Annotated in this window: 14 protein-coding genes; 2 read left to right on the top strand and 12 right to left on the bottom strand. The window is 71.5% G+C overall.

Annotation, left to right across the window (positions count from 1 at the left end; all coding sequences use genetic code 11):
• Positions 1-29 precede the first annotated feature (29 nt).
• The 9 genes from OG828_RS39480 to infC form a co-directional block, all read right to left on the bottom strand.
• Positions 30-1,370 carry a transcriptional regulator gene (locus tag OG828_RS39480; protein WP_328367875.1) on the bottom strand — a complete coding sequence of 447 codons (1,341 nt, stop codon included), beginning with the start codon at positions 1,368-1,370 and terminating at the stop codon, positions 30-32.
• A gap of 217 nt (positions 1,371-1,587) precedes the next feature.
• On the bottom strand, positions 1,588-2,658 hold the full coding sequence (locus OG828_RS39475; RefSeq protein ID WP_328503870.1) for a PP2C family protein-serine/threonine phosphatase: 1,071 nt from the start codon (positions 2,656-2,658) through the stop codon (positions 1,588-1,590).
• Positions 2,659-2,876: 218 nt separating this feature from the next.
• Positions 2,877-5,393 (bottom strand): phenylalanine--tRNA ligase subunit beta, encoded by a 2,517-nt coding sequence (gene pheT, locus OG828_RS39470; protein ID WP_328503869.1) that lies wholly within the window; start codon positions 5,391-5,393, stop codon positions 2,877-2,879.
• The gene (gene pheS / locus OG828_RS39465) at positions 5,393-6,514 is read right to left on the bottom strand and encodes a phenylalanine--tRNA ligase subunit alpha (RefSeq protein WP_328367866.1); all 1,122 of its coding nucleotides are present in this window, start codon (positions 6,512-6,514) and stop codon (positions 5,393-5,395) included. The genes pheT and pheS overlap by 1 nt, the downstream gene beginning before the upstream one ends.
• A gap of 130 nt (positions 6,515-6,644) precedes the next feature.
• Positions 6,645-7,784, bottom strand: a complete 1,140-nt coding sequence (locus tag OG828_RS39460; protein ID WP_328367863.1) for a sensor histidine kinase — start codon at positions 7,782-7,784, stop codon at positions 6,645-6,647.
• A 52-nt stretch (positions 7,785-7,836) separates the two neighbouring features.
• Complete coding sequence (locus tag OG828_RS39455) at positions 7,837-8,685, bottom strand: TrmH family RNA methyltransferase (protein WP_328441495.1); 849 nt, start codon at positions 8,683-8,685, stop codon at positions 7,837-7,839.
• Positions 8,686-8,842: 157 nt separating this feature from the next.
• Positions 8,843-9,226, bottom strand: coding sequence for a 50S ribosomal protein L20 (rplT, locus tag OG828_RS39450; RefSeq protein WP_210574925.1), 384 nt, complete (start codon positions 9,224-9,226; stop codon positions 8,843-8,845).
• 110 nt (positions 9,227-9,336) lie between these two features.
• Positions 9,337-9,531 (bottom strand): 50S ribosomal protein L35, encoded by a 195-nt coding sequence (gene rpmI, locus OG828_RS39445; protein ID WP_007829094.1) that lies wholly within the window; start codon positions 9,529-9,531, stop codon positions 9,337-9,339.
• Positions 9,532-9,641: 110 nt separating this feature from the next.
• The gene (gene infC, locus OG828_RS39440; protein WP_210574924.1) at positions 9,642-10,322 is read right to left on the bottom strand and encodes a translation initiation factor IF-3; all 681 of its coding nucleotides are present in this window, start codon (positions 10,320-10,322) and stop codon (positions 9,642-9,644) included.
• A gap of 342 nt (positions 10,323-10,664) precedes the next feature.
• Here infC and OG828_RS39435 point away from each other — a divergent pair, with 342 nt between their 5' ends.
• Entirely contained in the window at positions 10,665-11,021 is a 357-nt protein-coding gene (locus OG828_RS39435) for a DUF1844 domain-containing protein (protein ID WP_328503868.1), read from the top strand.
• A gap of 70 nt (positions 11,022-11,091) precedes the next feature.
• Here OG828_RS39435 and OG828_RS39430 read toward each other — a convergent pair whose 3' ends face one another.
• Positions 11,092-11,826 carry an SseB family protein gene (locus tag OG828_RS39430; RefSeq protein ID WP_328503867.1) on the bottom strand — a complete coding sequence of 245 codons (735 nt, stop codon included), beginning with the start codon at positions 11,824-11,826 and terminating at the stop codon, positions 11,092-11,094.
• A 149-nt stretch (positions 11,827-11,975) separates the two neighbouring features.
• On the opposite strand from OG828_RS39430, the gene OG828_RS39425 reads away from it, so the two are divergent.
• On the top strand, positions 11,976-12,977 hold the full coding sequence (locus OG828_RS39425) for a serine hydrolase (protein WP_328503866.1): 1,002 nt from the start codon (positions 11,976-11,978) through the stop codon (positions 12,975-12,977).
• Positions 12,978-13,080: 103 nt separating this feature from the next.
• Here the strand turns inward: OG828_RS39425 and mycP are convergent, their stop codons facing one another.
• Both mycP and OG828_RS39415 read right to left on the bottom strand, forming a co-directional pair.
• Complete coding sequence (gene mycP, locus OG828_RS39420) at positions 13,081-14,247, bottom strand: type VII secretion-associated serine protease mycosin (protein WP_328503865.1); 1,167 nt, start codon at positions 14,245-14,247, stop codon at positions 13,081-13,083.
• Positions 14,244-14,975 (bottom strand): hypothetical protein, encoded by a 732-nt coding sequence (locus OG828_RS39415; RefSeq protein ID WP_328367843.1) that lies wholly within the window; start codon positions 14,973-14,975, stop codon positions 14,244-14,246. The genes mycP and OG828_RS39415 overlap by 4 nt, the downstream gene beginning before the upstream one ends.
• Between the last annotated feature and the right edge of the window lie 824 nt (positions 14,976-15,799).

Raw genomic sequence — 15,799 nt, 5'->3', positions numbered from 1 at the left:
ACTATGAGTGTCGGTGTTCCAGCGCCCGATTACAGCGGTACGCGCAGTGCCCCGTCGATGAGTTCGGCGGCCTCGGCCGTGCCCGCGCAGCCGCTGCGCATCAAGTGCTCGCGTACCGCCCGGAGTCTGTCGCGCAGCCGCTGGGACTCCATCCCCCGGGCCTGTTCGGCCATCTGCACCGCGGTGGCCACCGCCTTGTCCGCGTTGCCCTGCCGCAGCTCGATCGTGCTGAGCATGGCGAGCCGGTGCACCCGCCCGCGATCGTGGGCCGGGTTACCGACAGCGGCCGCGGCATGCTCCCCCGCCGCCGCCAGTTCACCGAGGCTGAGAAGCGCCTCAGCCACCTGGACGTTGACGAGTCCCGGCTGGACATAGCCCGTCTCGTCGGGCTCGTATCCGCGCCGGATGCGTTCGGCGGCCGTCTCGGCACGCCGGATGCAGGACAGGGCGCTCGTGCCGTCGCCCAGGTGCGCGTACGCCTTCGCCTGCATCGCGTACAGGTCGGAGGCGAGAGCCGGGGTGATGTGCTTGCCCGCCGCCCGCAGCGCGGCCTCCGCGAAGGCCACGGCCTGGCGGTGCTCCCGCATGAACAGGGCCTGGTTGACGAGGAGCGCGATGATGTACGCCCCGAGTCCCCGGTCCCCGCTGGCCTTCGCCAGCCTCAGCGCCTGGTGGAAGTAGCGCTGGGCGAGCCCGTGGGCGTCGGAGTCGTACGCGCAGATCCCGGCGATCGCCACCAACCCGCCGGTGGCCCGGTGCACTTGGCGGCCCGTGGCGTCGGTGTAGCTGCCGCGCAGCAGCGGCGCGGCCTCGGAGTTGAGGAAGCCGACGATCCGGGTGCGGGTCGCTATACCGCCGGCCTTGCGGTACATCTGCTCGTAGTGCGTACGGGCGGCGCGCAGCATCTCCAGGTCGGAGGGGGTGACCCGGTGCCGGCCGCCGCGGGAGACGTCGACGTCCTCCGGCGGGTTCTCCCACTCCCAGACCGGCATCACGGCGGGCGTGCCGGTGACGGCGGGGGCGCCCAGGATGTGCGGGCGTTGCTGTTCGTCGGAGCGCCACAGCGCGGTGGCCCGCTCGACGAAGCCGGACAGCGAGGTGCCGTGCGGGGCGGACGGCTCGCCGGGCACGCCGAGGCCGATGTCGTCGAGTGTGACGGGGCGTTGCAGCCGGGCGGCGAGTACCTCGCAGATCAGGTCGGGGACTTGGCCGCGGGGGCGCTGGCCCTTCAACCACCGTGCCACGGCGGTGTGTTCGTACCTGAGGGCGAGGCCGCGGGCCCGTCCCGCCTGATTCACATGTGCGGCCAGTCCCGCGTGCGAGATGCCCGCCTCGTCCAGGATCGCGTCGAGCAGAGTGTTGGGCTGCATGGGTTGCCCCCCGGGTGGCTCGGTGGCGTCAGATTAGTGGTTCCGTCTTCACACGGGGTGTGAACCGAGTGCGCGAATCCGCACCGTGCGTGCGCTGTTGCGGAGAGTTGCCGACCGGTTGACTGAAATGCCTCGTCAGAGGCCGGCCGGGCCGCCGGCTCCCCCTCGTACAGTGCGGCGGCCCTGCCGGGGGCTTGGCGGTGCGACTAAGCGCCGTTCAGTGGAGGTTGTTTGTCGGCAGCCGGTGCGTGGGGGCTGGTCGCGCAGTTCCCCGCGCCCCTGACGGGGCGCTGCACTCAACCCGAGTTCGGTCGTTCTGTAGGACCAGCAATGCCACGTCGTCCGTCAGTCTTCCTGCCGTGTGGCGCAGGAGTTGGGTGAAGACTGTGCCGAGGAGGGGCTGGGGGGTGTTCACGCCGTCGCTCAGGGCCTCTGTGAGTACGGTCGGCAGTGGGAAGAACCGGCCATGGGCGTCTCGGGCGTCCTCGGCGCCGTCGGTGTAGAGGAACAGCGCCTCTTCGGGCTTCAGTTGGCCGCAGGGTACGGCGGGCAGGTCGGGTGGGAGTGGGAAAGGGCCCAGCGGGGGCAGGGGGTCGGCGTGGGTGAGGGGTTCCACGTGGGTGCCGGTGAGGCGGTACGGCCAGGGGTGGCCGCAGTTGAGGGCGTGCGTCTCGCCGTCCGGACCGATCTCCAGCAGCAGCACCGTGATGAACTCCTCGGCCACCGGGCTGTCGGGGGCGGCGCGGGCGCGCTCGCGCAGATGCCGGGCCAGGGCCCGCTCCAGCCTGCGCAGCACACCACCGAGGTCGGGCTCGTCGTGCACGGCCTCACGGAAGCTGCCGAGGACGGCGGCGACGGTGCCGATGGCGGCGAGACCGTGTCCGCGTACGTCGCCCATCACGGCCCGTACGCCGTGCTCGGTGGCGATGACCTCGTACAGGTCGCCGCCGATGACCGCGCCGCGCTCCGCGGACAGTTGGGCGGCGGCGACATGCAGCCCGTCGATACGGGGCGGCAACTGCCGTAGCAGCACACTCTGGGCGGCGCCCGCGACCCGGCGCACCTGCCGCAGCTCACGCAGCAGCGCCTGCCGGACATGGACGACCAGCCCCGTGCCCACGGCGAAGAAGACGGCGCTGGTGACGATGCGCGCCCCGAGCCCGTTCTGCTGGGCGAGCGGACAGGCCATCTTGTACGTGATCGCTATGGCACCCCACACCGTCGGCAGCCCGATTGCGAGCACCCGGCGCCCCGCCCTGCGGGGAACCCCAGCCTTGATGCGGTTCATGCCGATGGCCCCCCAATAGGCCCTGACAGCACAGAATCGGACCGGCCCCGAAAGGCCGGTCCGATTCTGTCGACCACATGGCCCGGAAAGACCAGATCACCCCAAAAGGTCACCCCATCGAGTGAGGTGACTGCAGCGCCCCGACAGGGGCGCGGGCAACTGCGCGACAAGCCACGACGAGACCCGCACCAGGCAAACCACACAGTCCCCCACGGCGCCTAGCCCCTCAGAACAGCCCCCACACGCTCGCCCGCCAGGGCAACCGCCGCATCCCGAGCAGCAGACGCCTCATCCACGGTCAGCGTCCGGTCCCCCGCCCGGAACCGCAGCGCATACGCCAGCGACTTGCGGCCCTCCCCCAGCTGGTCCTCGTTCTCATAGACGTCGAACAGCCGGATCGCCTCGAGGAGTTCACCCGCGCCCTCACGCAACGCGGCCTCCACATCGGCCTGCGGCACGAACTTGTCGACGACCAGCGCCACATCCTGCGTGGCCACCGGGAACGTGGAGATGCTCGGCGCCTGCGGGACACCGTCGCTCACCTGCTCCAGGGCATCCAGGTCCAGCTCCATCGCACAGGTACGCGCGGGCAGGCCCAGGGCCTTGAGCACACGGGGGTGCAACTCGCCCGCATGGCCCACGACCGTCTCGGTGCCGTCGAGGACGACCGCGAACTCGGCGCAACGGCCCGGGTGCCACGGACCGTACTGACCGCTGCGGACGATCAGGTCGGCCCCGGCTTCCCGCGCGGCGACGCGCCCCGCGTCCACCGCATCGGCCCACCCCGCCGGACGGCCCTCGCCCCACCAGCCGGCCTGCTCGCGCGCGCCCGCGAGGACGACCGCGACATGCCGGGGCTGCTCCGGCAGCACGGCGTTCAGCGCGGCGATCTCCTCGTCCGTGGGACGCCGGTCGACCGGCAGATGGGGGGCGGCGACCCGCTGCTGTTCGCGCGGCTGGAAGACCAGCCCGGTCTCGAACAGGGCGAGGTCGTGCGAGCCGCGGCCGTCGTTGCGCCGCAGGGCGCCCAGCAGGCCCGGCAGCAGCGACGTACGGAGCGCGGGCTCCTCGTCGTTGAGCGGGTTGACGAGCTTGACGACGCGGCGGGCCGGGTCGTCCGCGTCCAGGCCGAGCTGGTCGAAGACCTGCTCGCTGACGAACGGGTAGTTCGGCGCCTCGACGTATCCGGCGCCGGCCAGCGCCCGGCCGACGCGGCGGTGCAGCCGCTGGCGGTGCGTCAGGCCCCGGCCGGACGGCGGCTTGGGCAGCGTGGAGGGCAGGTTCTCGTAGCCCTCCAGGCGGATGACCTCTTCGGCGAGGTCGTTCTTCTCCATGAGGTCGGGCCGCCAGGACGGCACGGTGACGATCAGCTCGTCCTGCCCGTACACATCACAGCCGACCTGCTGGAGGCGGCGTACGACGGTCTCGCGGCCGTAGTCGACGCCGGCGACCTTGTCCGGGTGGTCGGCCGGGACGGTGATGGTGTGCGGCGCGGACGGGGCGATGACCTCGGTGACCCCGGCCTCGGCGGTGCCGCCGGCGAGCAGGACCAGCAGGTCGACCGTGCGCTGGGCGGCAGCGGCGGCGGCCTGCGGGTCGACGCCGCGCTCGAAGCGGCGGGACGCCTCAGAGGACAGCTTGTGGCGGCGGGCGGTGCGGGCGATCGCGACCTGGTCGAAGTGCGCGGCCTCGATCACCACGTCGGTCGTCGCGTTGTCGACGTCCTCGTGGTCGGCGATCTCGGTGTTGGCGCCGCCCATGACACCGGCGAGCCCGATCGGGCCGCGGTCGTCGGTGATCACCAGATCCTCGGCGTGCAGCTTCCGCTCGACGCCGTCGAGGGTGACGATCTTCTCGCCCTCGGCGGCCCGGCGGACACCGATCGTGCCCTGGACGAGGGAGCGGTCGTAGGCGTGCAGGGGCTGGCCGAGTTCCATCATCACGTAGTTGGTGACGTCGACGGCGAGCGAGATCGGGCGCATGCCGACCTTCTGCAGGCGGCGCCGCAGCCAGATCGGGGAGCGCGCCTCGGAGCTGAGGCCGGTGACCGTACGGGCAGTGAAGCGGTCGCAGCCGAGCGGGTCGGAGACCTTCACCGGGTAGCCGAAGGCGTTCGGGCCGGGGACGTCGAGGAGGGCCGGGTCGCGCAGCGGGAGGCCGTAGGCGATGGCGGTCTCGCGGGCGACGCCGCGGATGGACAGACAGTCGCCGCGGTTGGCGGTGACGGCGATGTCCAGTACCTCGTCGACGAGTTCGAGCAGATCGATGGCGTCCTTGCCGATCTCGGACTCCGGCGGCAGCACGATGATGCCCTTGGTGCCGTCGTCGCCCATGCCCAGCTCGTCGCTGGAGCAGATCATGCCGTGGGACGTCTTGCCGTAGGTCTTGCGGGCGCTGATCGCGAAGCCGCCGGGCAGGACCGCGCCCGGGAGCACGACCACGACCTTGTCGCCGACGGCGAAGTTGCGGGCGCCGCAGACGATCTCCTGGGGCTCACCGGTGCCGTTGGCGGTGCCGACGTCGACGGTGCAGAAGCGGATCGGCTTCTTGAAGCCCTCCAGCTCCTCGATGGTCAGCACCTGGCCGACGGCCAGGGGCCCCTTGAGGCCGTCGCCGAGCTGCTCGACGGTCTCGACCTCCAGACCGGCCGAAATGAGCTTGGCCTGCACGTCACGGCCGGTCTGCGTCTCCGGCAGGTCGACGTACTCCCGCAGCCAAGAAAGCGGGACCCGCATCAGATCTCCATCCCGAACGGCCGGGTGAACCGGACGTCACCCTCGACCATGTCTCGCATGTCCTCGACGTTGTGGCGGAACATCAGCATCCGCTCGATGCCGAACCCGAAGGCGAAGCCGCTGTACTTCTCCGGGTCGACGCCGCAGGCGGTGAGCACCCGCGGGTTGACCATGCCGCAGCCGCCCAGCTCGATCCAGCCTTCGCTGGAGCAGGTGCGGCAGGGCCGGTCGGGGTTGCCGACGGACTCGCCGCGGCAGACGTAGCAGACCATGTCCATCTCGGCGGACGGCTCGGTGAACGGGAAGAAGTTCGGCCGCAGCCGCGTCTTCATGCCCTCGCCGAACAGGGACTGGACCATGTGGTCCAGGGTGCCCTTGAGGTCCGCCATGGTCAGACCCTCGTCGATCGCGAGCAGCTCGACCTGGTGGAAGACCGGGGTGTGCGTGGCGTCCAGCTCGTCCGTGCGGTACACGCGGCCGGGGCAGATCACGTACACGGGCAGCTCACGGTCGAGCAGCGAGCGGATCTGCACGGGCGAGGTGTGCGTGCGCAGGACCACGCCGGAGTCGGCGGAGCCGTCTGCGCCCTCGATGAAGAACGTGTCCGCCTCACCGCGGGCCGGGTGGTCCGGGCCGATGTTGAGCGCGTCGAAGTTGAACCACTCCGCCTCGACCTGCGGGCCCTCGGCGACCTCGTAGCCCATGGCCACGAAGACGTCCTCGATGCGCTCGGACAGGGTGGTGAGCGGGTGGCGGGCGCCGGCCGGTACGCGGTCGTACGGCAACGTGACGTCCACCGCCTCCTCGACCAGCACCCGGGCGTCACGCTCGGCCTCCAGTTCTGCCTGGCGGGCGGTGAGCGCCTTGTTCACGGCGCCGCGGGCCATGCCGACACGCTTGCCGGCCTCGGCCTTGGCGTGTGGGGGCAGGGCCCCGATCTCGCGGTTGGCGAGGGCCAGCGGGGAGGTACCGCCGGTGTGCGCGACCTTGGCCTCCTGGAGCGCGTCGAGGGAGTCCGCGGCGGCGAAGGCGGCGAGCGCCTCGTCCCGCATACGCTCGATCTCTTCCGGTTTCAACGCCTCGACCTCGACAGGGTCGTACGACTTATTCGGTGCCGACATCTCTTCCCGTGCTTCCGATTGGCTGGCTGAAGGTCCCCGTCGCCGACTCGTCCGGGCCGTATCCGGGACACATGGGTGCCAAAGGCCGAGTCTAACGGGGTGGAGGTGTGCGAATGCGCCCGCGGGCTGCTCAGGCCAGGTAGGCCGGAGTGCTCACGGGCAACGTAAATCGGAACTCGGCGCCGCCGCCGGGGGCGCGGCCGACCGTGATGGTGCCGCCGTGGGCCTCGACGATGCCCTTGACGATGTAGAGCCCGAGGCCGGTGCCGCCGCGCTTGCTGCCCCGCCAGAAGCGGGTGAAGACGCGGTTCATGGACTCCTCCGGGATACCTGGGCCCTCGTCGCTCACGGTGACCGATGTGCCGGTGTCCTCTCCCTCGCGGGGGGACGTGGCGGGCGTGACGTCAATCGTGACGGTTCCCTCGCCGTGCCGCACGGCATTTTCCAGCAGATTGCTGAGCACCTGGTCGACCTTGTCGGGATCGGCCCACAGATCGGGCAGCGGCTGTTCGACGCGGAGCAGGAACCGGTCGGCGGGCAGCCCCGCGGCGACGTACGCCTGGATGTGCCGGCCGACGGCGGCGCCGATGTCGACGGGCTGGCGGCGCAGTTCCAGCCGCCCGGAGTCGATGCGGGAGATGTCGAGGAGCTCGGCGATGAGCCGGGTGACGCGGTCGGCGTCGGCGTCGACGGTCTCCAGCATCAGCCGCTTCTGGTCGTCGGTGAACCTCTCCCACTTGGCGAGGAGGGTGGCGGTGAAGCCCTTGACAGAGGTCAGGGGCGAGCGCAGTTCGTGGGCGACGGTCGCGATCAGCTCGGCATGGCTGCGCTCGGTGCGGCGGCGGGCCTCGGTGTCGCGGAGACAGACGACGACGCGATGGACGGGCCCGGTGGGTTCCGTACGGACGTACCGCGCGGAGACGAGGACCTCACGCCCGCCGGGCAGCAGCAGATTCCGCTCTGGCTGGCCGACCCTGATGGCGAGCCCGCCGTACGGGTCGGTCAGCTGCCACCAGCGCCTGCCCTCCAGGTCCTCTAATGGCAGGGCCTTGTCCAGCCGCCGGCCGAGGGCGTCGGCGGCGGGGACGGCGGTGATGCGCTCGGCGGCGGCGTTGAAGCAGACGACGTGCCCGTGCTCATCGGCGACGACGAGGCCGTCCGGCAGCTGATCGGGGTCGATGCCGAGCCCGGCGACATCGCCGGACGGCCGGGACACGGGCGGTCGCCCTACATCCCGTGCTCCCGGCGCGTTGCTGGTGCCGATGGTCATCCCCGTACCCCACCTCTCACGACGGCGCAGGGCCCCCGAGCCGGTCACCCTACTAGCTCACGGTGACGGAGCGGCACCCTCCGGAGGCGCGCTGTGCACGGGCGGACGCGTAGAGACATACGGCGGCGGCGGTGGCGAGGTTCAGGCTCTCGGCCTTCCCGTGGATCGGAACGCGCACGACGGCGTCCGCCAACGCGCGGGTCTCCTCCGGCAGTCCCCACGCCTCGTTCCCGAACACCCAGGCCGTCGGCCCGCCCATGGTGCCCTTGTCCAACTCGTCGTCCAGGTCGTCGGTCCCGGCCCCGTCAGCGGCGAGAATCCTCACCCCGGCGTCCTTGAGCCCCGCCACGGCCCGCTCCACGGGGACCCCGACGGCGACCGGCAGATGGAACAGCGACCCGACGGAGGCCCGCACGGTCTTGGGGTTGTACAGATCGACGGACGCGTCGGTCAGTACGACCGCCTCGGCCCCGGCGGCATCGGCACACCGCAGCACGGTCCCGGCATTCCCCGGGTCCCGCACATGCGCGAGCACGGCGACCAGCTTGGGCCGGGCGGCGAGGATCTCCTCGAACGGCGTGTCCAGAAACCGGCAGATCCCGACGAGGCCCTGGGGGGTGACGGTGGTCGAGATGTCGGCGATGACCTGCTCGGCGGCGAGGTGCACGCGCGCGCCGATGTCCCTGGCCCGCCCGACGATGTCGGCGTACCGCTCCGCGGCCTCGACAGTGGCGAACAACTCGACCAACGTGTCCGCCTGTTCCCCCGCCTCCCGCACAGCCTGCGGCCCCTCCGCGAGAAACAGCCGCTCCTTCCCCCGGACGTTCCGCTTGGCCAGCCGCCGGGCGGCGGAGACCCGGGGGGACCGGGGGGAGATCAGCTCGGGGGTGACGGGGGACATTCGACTCACCTTCAGCAACTATCTTCCGCCGCAACGGCGATCAACCACGACGGCGGCTTTCGGCGGTGCCGAACCAACCGGTGCTCACACAGCAACGGACCCGCAGGCGAAACCCACGGGTCCGTTCAGTCACGTCGGCCTAGGCTCAGCGCCAGCGTCACGCGGCCTTCGGCGCGTTGACGTCCGCCGGCAGCGCCTTCTGCGCGACCTCGACGAGCGCGGCGAACGCGTGCGCGTCGTTGACGGCCAGCTCGGCGAGGATCTTGCGGTCGACCTCGACGTTGGCGGCCTTCAGGCCCTGGATGAAGCGGTTGTACGTGATGCCGTTGGCGCGGGCAGCGGCGTTGATGCGCTGGATCCACAGCTGGCGGAAGTCACCCTTGCGCTTCTTGCGGTCGTTGTAGTTGTAGACCAGCGAGTGGGTGACCTGCTCCTTGGCCTTGCGGTACAGGCGCGAGCGCTGACCGCGGTAGCCGGAGGCCTGCTCGAGGATCGCCCGGCGCTTCTTGTGGGCGTTGACTGCCCGCTTGACGCGTGCCACTTTTTAACTCCTTGTAGCGGGGCCGTGGTTGGACTCACACGGCCCGGAATCGATGGGGTCCCGGTCCTGGCGTACGGCGCTCGGCGATCCGAAGATCAGGCGCCCGTACGTCACTTGCCGAGAAGCTTCTTGATCTTCTTGGCGTCGCCCGGGGCCATCTCGGCGTTGCCGGTGAGGCGACGCGTCAGTCGGGACGACTTGTGCTCGAGCAGGTGGCGCTTGCCGGCGCGCTCACGGAGCACCTTGCCGGAGCCGGTGACCTTGAAGCGCTTGCTGGCACCGCTGTGCGACTTGTTCTTCGGCATAGCGCCGTTCTCTCCTCGTCAGTGGCGCTCCGATGCCCGGTCGTGAAACCGGGCACGGTGGAGCGTCGCTCTTGTATCGGTTATGGCCTGGGGACTCACGTCCCCCGGGATCACGCGTCGGCGGAAGCCTCGGCAGGTGCCTCGGCAACCTCGTCGCTCTCAGACTCCGCGGCGTTCTGCGACTTGCCGGGGTTGGCCTTCGCTTCAGCCTTGCGGGCTTCCTGCGCCTGGCGAGCCTCGGCCATCGCCTCGGTCTTCTTCTTGTGCGGACCGAGAACCATGATCATGTTTCGGCCGTCCTGCTTCGGGTTCGACTCCACGAAACCGAGGTCCTGGACGTCCTCCGCGAGACGCTGCAGCAGTCGGTAGCCCAGTTCGGGCCGGGACTGCTCGCGACCACGGAACATGATCGTGATCTTGACCTTGTCGCCCTGCTTGAGGAACCGGACGACGTGACCCTTCTTGGTGTCATAGTCGTGCGGGTCGATCTTCGGCCGGAGCTTCATCTCCTTGATGACCGTGTGCGCCTGGTTCTTGCGCGCCTCACGGGCCTTCATGGCCGACTCGTACTTGAACTTCCCGTAGTCCATGAGCTTGCACACGGGCGGACGGGCGTTCGCCGCGACCTCGACCAGGTCCAGGTCGTACTCCTGCGCAAGCTCCAGTGCCTTGGCCAGGGGGACGATGCCCACCTGCTCGCCACTGGGACCGACAAGTCGCACCTCGGGAACGCGAATCCGGTCGTTGATGCGGGGCTCGGCGCTGATGGATCCTCCTCGGTAGCACCACACGACTGTCTGGAGGACAGCCGCGTAACGTCTCTTTTCGATAGACCTAACCGCGCCGAAGCACAAAAAATGCCCCGGACGATCACAGGCGGGGCTCCTCGAACTACCGGAGCGACCGCCGCAAGGATCGCGGGGCGCACTTTCGGGCGGATACCCGTCGCTGGACGGGACCGCCTGACCGGTGACCCGCCGCCCGGGGGGCGGTCAGGTGGGAGTTCGAAAGCCTCCACTTGTAGGTCGGGCCCGGTGCCGTGAGGCATGCGCGTCCGACCGGTCGTTACACAAGGTTAGCAGCATCCCGGGGGTGGTGCGAACCGGCGTGCACCGGGGCCTATCGTGTCCGGCATGAGTGACACCCCTCCTGAGACGCCCGACTTCGACGCCATGACCCGTGACATCGCCGAGGTCCCGGCGGTCGAGGTGATCGTGACGGTCGCCGTGAACCTGATGAGCGCCGCCGCGGTGAAGCTCGGTCTGACCGAGGAGGGTGAGAAGCACAAGGACCTGGACGAGGCCCGCAAGCTGGTGTCCGCCCTCGCCGGTCTCCTCGACGCGAGCGCGACCGAGATCAGCTCCTTCCACGCGGCTCCGCTGCGCGACGGGCTGAAGTCCCTCCAGCTGGCGTTCCGTGAGGCGTCGATCGTCCCGGACGAGCCGGGGCAGGGGCCGGGCGAGAAGTACACGGGGCCCATCTACGGCTGAGATGGGTCGTCGGTCGTCTGCCGCGCCGTTGTGGCTGGGCGCGCAGTTCCCCGCGCCCCTTCGGGGCGCACTATTCGGGGCGCACGTACAAGGGCTCGCCCGGTGGTGTCGCACCGGGCGGCAGTAGCGCCAGGTCTAGGCCTTGCACCAGGCGGGCCCGCAGGGTTTCGTCGGCGGCCAGACGTTCGGCCAGGGTGCGGGCGGCCGGGCCCGGGGTGGCGTCGGGGTCCAGGACGAGGGCGAGCGTGCCGTCGGCCTGGCCGGGGCCGAGGTAGGCACGGAGTACGGCGGGCTCGGCGGCCACGGCGGCGCGTACGGCTCCGGTGACGGCGGGGTCGGCGAGCGGATCGGTGGTCGTACGGCCCTCGGCCAGCGCCAGCAGCGCGGGCCGCGTCAGCTCGTACGGCACGGGTCCGGCCAGGTCCAGCACGATCGTGTCCGCCTTCTCGTGCGCCGCGGCCTGCAGCGCCTGGTGCAGCGGTACTGCGACGGGGCGGGCCTCGGGGTCCCAGCGGGCCAGCGAGTCGGTGGACGTGAAGGCGGGCAGGGCCGTGCGGGTGCCGGCCTTCAGGGTCGGTACGGCCATGTCGCTGGTCTTCTCGCGGCGCAGCCCGTTCTCGTCCTCCTCGACCTCGCCGAGGACGGCCACCACGGGGACGAGGAGCCGGGCGCCCTTCAGGGCCTCGAGCACCGGCTCCACGGCGGTGCGGTCCTCGGCCCAGGCAGCGAGCGCCACGCTCAGCCGGGGGTCGGCTGAGCCATCGTCGTCGGAGAAGCCGGAGTCGGGAATGTTCTTGTTCGCCACGGTCACCGACCCTATCGGGGGGATGCTGCTGCGGTTGTGCGGCCCCGGAAACCCGGCCGTGACGCCTTCAGCGTTTTCTCAGACATCCCTGACAGACATCTAACATCCGTCTAACAGAGAGCACAGCCGGCTGCCCGACCATCGCGGCCATGGAGTCTTCCAGCACCGCCCACCGTGCTCCGTCCCGCCGCCGCACGCTGGTGTACGCCGCCCTCGCCGCGGTCGCCGTCGTGGGCGGTACGGCAGGGGGGACCGTGTACGTGAAGGCGCAGGCGCACTCCGGTGCGGGGGCCGTATCGTCGGTCTCCGGATCGCCGTCGGTCTCCGCGTCGCCGTCGGCCTCGGCGAGCGGGGAGGCACCGATGGCATCAGTGGAAGCGGTGGCGCAGCCGGTGGTGGACCACGACGAGCTGCTGGCCGAGGCGATGGAGTCGGTGACCGTCGAGGACGGTGCCGAGGTGTCGGTGGCAGTGCTGGACCTGGCGTCCGGCGCAAGCGCCTCGTACGGGGACGGTCTCTTCGACACCGCGAGCATCGTCAAGGTGGACATCCTGGCGGCGCTGCTGCTCCAGGCGCAGGACGCGGGACGCGAGCTGACCGCTGCGGAGAAGTCGTACGCCACGGCGATGATCGAGCACAGCGACAACACCTCCGCGTCGGCCCTGTGGCGCACCATCGGGAAGGCGGCCGGGCTCGACGCCGCGAACGAGCGTCTCGGGCTCACCGACACCGAGGGCGGCGACGACATGCTGTGGGGGCTGACGCAGACCACGGCAACAGATCAACTCGTGCTGCTCCAGCAGGTGTTCGGGGAGAAGAACTCGGAACTGACCGAGGCCTCGCGGTCGTACGTCCAGGGGCTGATGGCGCGGATAGCCGCCGGGCAGCAGTGGGGTGTGTCGGCGGCGGCCGACGGCTCGGCCTGGGCGCTGAAGAACGGCTGGCTGCCGCGCACCGCAACCGGACTGTGGGACATCAACAGCATCGGGCGGATCACCGTCGACGGCCACGGGTGCCTGGTGGCGGTGCTGTCCGACGGCAACTCGACACAGGCGAAGGGGATTTCACTGGTCGAGGCGGCGGCAAGGGCCGCGATCCCGGTGGTCAGCGAGAAGAAGCCGACCGCGTCGGCTTCGGCCTCGGTTTCCTGAGCGGGGCGAAGTCGCCTGCGGTTCGGCAGCGCCCCGAAGGGGCGCGGGGAACTGCGCGACCAGCCACGACGGCGCGGCAGACAAAAGACGGCACATCGCGGCACTACCCGCGGAGCGCTCGCCGCCCGCGCCACACCACCACCGCGACGACCAGCAGCACCCCGCCGAAGCTGCCCGCCAGCGGGGCGGCCCAACTCGACGTCGTGTCCTCGGCCTCGGCGGCGTCGGGCCCCGAGCCGAAGTACTTGTCCTCGTAGGCCGCCGCGCGCAGACGCTTCGGTTCGAGGCGGTCGGCGGCCTTGATCGCGGCGGCCGGGTCGACGAGGCCGTAGCCGCGGGAGTCGTCGCGGCCGTTCGCCGGGGCGTTGCGGGCGGTGTCTTCCAGGAGCTTCTTGATCTGGGCCGGGGTCAGTCCCGGGTGGGCCGCCTTGACGAGGGCGACGGCGCCGGAGACGAAGGCCGCGGCGGCACTCGTACCCCATCCCTCGTAGTACTTGCGGTCGGGGTCGGCGATGACGATGTCGACGCCGGGGGCGCTGACCGTGGCGTACCAGCGGCGGGTGGAGAAGGCGGCGCGGGTGCCGTAGCGGTCGACGGCGGTCGCGGCGATCACGCCCGGGTAAGCGGCCGGGTAGGAGATGTGGTCGCCCTTGTCGCCGCCGTTGCCGGCGGAGGCGACGACGACGGACCCCTTCTTGAGGGCGTACTGGACGGCTTCGTCCTCGGCGGGTTCGGGGTGGGCGGACTTGGAGTCGTCGCCGAGGGAGAGGTTGATGACGTCGGCGCCGTGGTCGGCGGCCCAGCGGATGCCTTCGGCGAGGGCGTTGCCGCGGGTGTTGCGGGCCTTGGCGCGGGCGGAGTCGCCGTCTTCGAGGATCACGCGGACGGGGAGGATCTTGGCTTCGGGGGCGATGCCCATGACGCCGTCGCCGTTGCCCGCGCCATGGCCGTGACCGGCGATGATGCCGGCCATGGCGGTGCCGTGGCGGGCCCAGGCGCGGTCGCCCCGGTCGGCGCCGAAGCCGATCATGTCCTTGCCTTCGAGGACGTTGCCGGCGAGGTCGGGGTGGTCGGACTCGACGCCGGTGTCCAGGACGGCGACGGTGACACCCGCGCCCTTGGTGGTCTGCCAGGCCTCGTCGGTGTGCATGGCCTCCAGGGCCCACTGCTGGGCGCGTATGCCGTCGGCGTGGGCGGCGGTGGGCGGCACGAGGGCGACGGAGGCGGCGAGCAGGACGCTGACGACGCCGGCGCGGCGGGTTGCGGTCATGACGGCTGCTCCGTGGCCGAGTCGACGGTCTTGCGCAGCGCCCGTTCGACGCGGTCGGCGAGGCCGCGCGCCTCCTGGCCCAGGCCTGCCTGGGCGACGGCCGTGGTGGCGCCGGATGCCATGGCTTTGGCGGCGGGCTCGGGTTCGTCGACGGTGCGGCCGTCGGCCCAGCCGGAGACGGCGTAGACGACGACCGGGGCGTCGGTGAGGACGGAGACGGTCCACGAGGCGCGCTGCTCGCTGCCGAACCCCGCGGCGACGGTGTTCTTCGCGGCGTACGGGCGGGGCATCAGGTCGGTACGGCTGTCCAGGCTCTCGTTCTTGAACCGGGTGCGCAGGGCGGCCATGGCGGCTGAGTCGCCCTTGGTGAAGAGCAGGCCGACGGTGGTGACGTAGCTCTGGGTCGCGTCCGTGTAGGTGGCGCGCAGCAGGCGCTGGCAGCCGACCGGAGCGAGGGCCTTGCGCAGCAGCGGGTCGAAGGCGTCGGCGCAGCCGGTGTCCGGGGCGACGGCGACGCGGGTCCAGGTACGGTCGGCTCCGCCGGGTCCGGCGCCCTGGCCTTCGACGCTGGGCGGGAACAGCTGATCGACCGGCACGCTGTGCCACAGGCTTCCGGCCGCGGCGAACGCGCCGCCCGTACCGCCTTCGCCTCCGTCGGTGAGGAGCCAACTCCCGGTCACGGCACCGCCGATCAGCCCGAGCCCGAGCACGAGGCAGGCTGTCGCCACGACGGTACGATTCCGCACCCGGCCCCCCAGCGGACGCGGCCGCGCCCGGTCGTCATATCCCTCCGGCTCCCCCAACGACACGAACGGCCGCGCCGCCGGCGCGCCCCAGGAGAACGCCGGGTCGGGCGAGAAGCCCCGCCCAGCCACCGGCGGCGAGCCGGGCCGCGGCGGCACACCGCTCCGGCCGGACTCCCCAGCGGACGACGGACCCGCCGGCACCGGCCGCAGACGCGTGGTCCTCTCGGAGACGGCCTCGGCAGGCATGGGAGGCGCCACCGGACGCCGCGGCGGCTCGGCGGGCGCCGGGGGTACGTCGCGACGCCGCGGGGCCTCGGGAGGCCGCGGTTGCACAACCGACCGCCGCAAGCTCTCGGCCGGCGCCGGGGGTACGTCGGGGTGCCGAGGGGCCTCAGGAGGCAGCGGTTGCGCGACGGGACGCCGCGGGGGCTCGGCAGAGGCCGGGGGCGCGGCGGCCGAATGGCGCGGCTGCGCAGCGGGAACCTCGGGTGCACCCGGGCGCTGCGGGGGCTCGGCAGGCAATGGTTGCGCGACGGGACGCGCCAGCGCCTCAGCGGACGCGGGGGGTTGGGCGGCCGAACGACGCGGGGGCTGGGCGGGAGCCGCGGGTACACCCGGTCGGTGCGCGGGCTCGCCGAAAGCCGCGGATACGCCCGGCCGGTGCGCGGGCTCGGCAGGCGGCGCAGATCCGCTCGGACGGTGCGGGAGTTCGGCAGACGCCGCGGGTACACCCGGGCGGTGCGCGGGCTCGGTAGGCGCCGCAGGTCCGCTCGGGCGGTGCGAGTTCTCGGCGTTCGGTGCCGGTG

This window comes from Streptomyces sp. NBC_00457 (assembly GCF_036014015.1).
Classification (GTDB): Bacteria; Actinomycetota; Actinomycetes; order Streptomycetales; family Streptomycetaceae; genus Streptomyces.
This window is presented reverse-complemented; position numbering and strand designations above follow the sequence as displayed.

Coding starts and splice junctions, on each gene's coding strand:
- OG828_RS39480 (WP_328367875.1), bottom strand. CDS start 1,370: ATGCAGCCCAACACTCTGCTCGACGCGATCCTGGACGAGGCGGGCATC.
- OG828_RS39475 (WP_328503870.1), bottom strand. CDS start 2,658: ATGAACCGCATCAAGGCTGGGGTTCCCCGCAGGGCGGGGCGCCGGGTG.
- pheT (WP_328503869.1), bottom strand. CDS start 5,393: ATGCGGGTCCCGCTTTCTTGGCTGCGGGAGTACGTCGACCTGCCGGAG.
- pheS (WP_328367866.1), bottom strand. CDS start 6,514: ATGTCGGCACCGAATAAGTCGTACGACCCTGTCGAGGTCGAGGCGTTG.
- OG828_RS39460 (WP_328367863.1), bottom strand. CDS start 7,784: ATGACCATCGGCACCAGCAACGCGCCGGGAGCACGGGATGTAGGGCGA.
- OG828_RS39455 (WP_328441495.1), bottom strand. CDS start 8,685: ATGTCCCCCGTCACCCCCGAGCTGATCTCCCCCCGGTCCCCCCGGGTC.
- rpmI (WP_007829094.1), bottom strand. CDS start 9,531: ATGCCGAAGAACAAGTCGCACAGCGGTGCCAGCAAGCGCTTCAAGGTC.
- OG828_RS39435 (WP_328503868.1), top strand. CDS start 10,665: ATGAGTGACACCCCTCCTGAGACGCCCGACTTCGACGCCATGACCCGT.
- OG828_RS39425 (WP_328503866.1), top strand. CDS start 11,976: ATGGAGTCTTCCAGCACCGCCCACCGTGCTCCGTCCCGCCGCCGCACG.
- mycP (WP_328503865.1), bottom strand. CDS start 14,247: ATGACCGCAACCCGCCGCGCCGGCGTCGTCAGCGTCCTGCTCGCCGCC.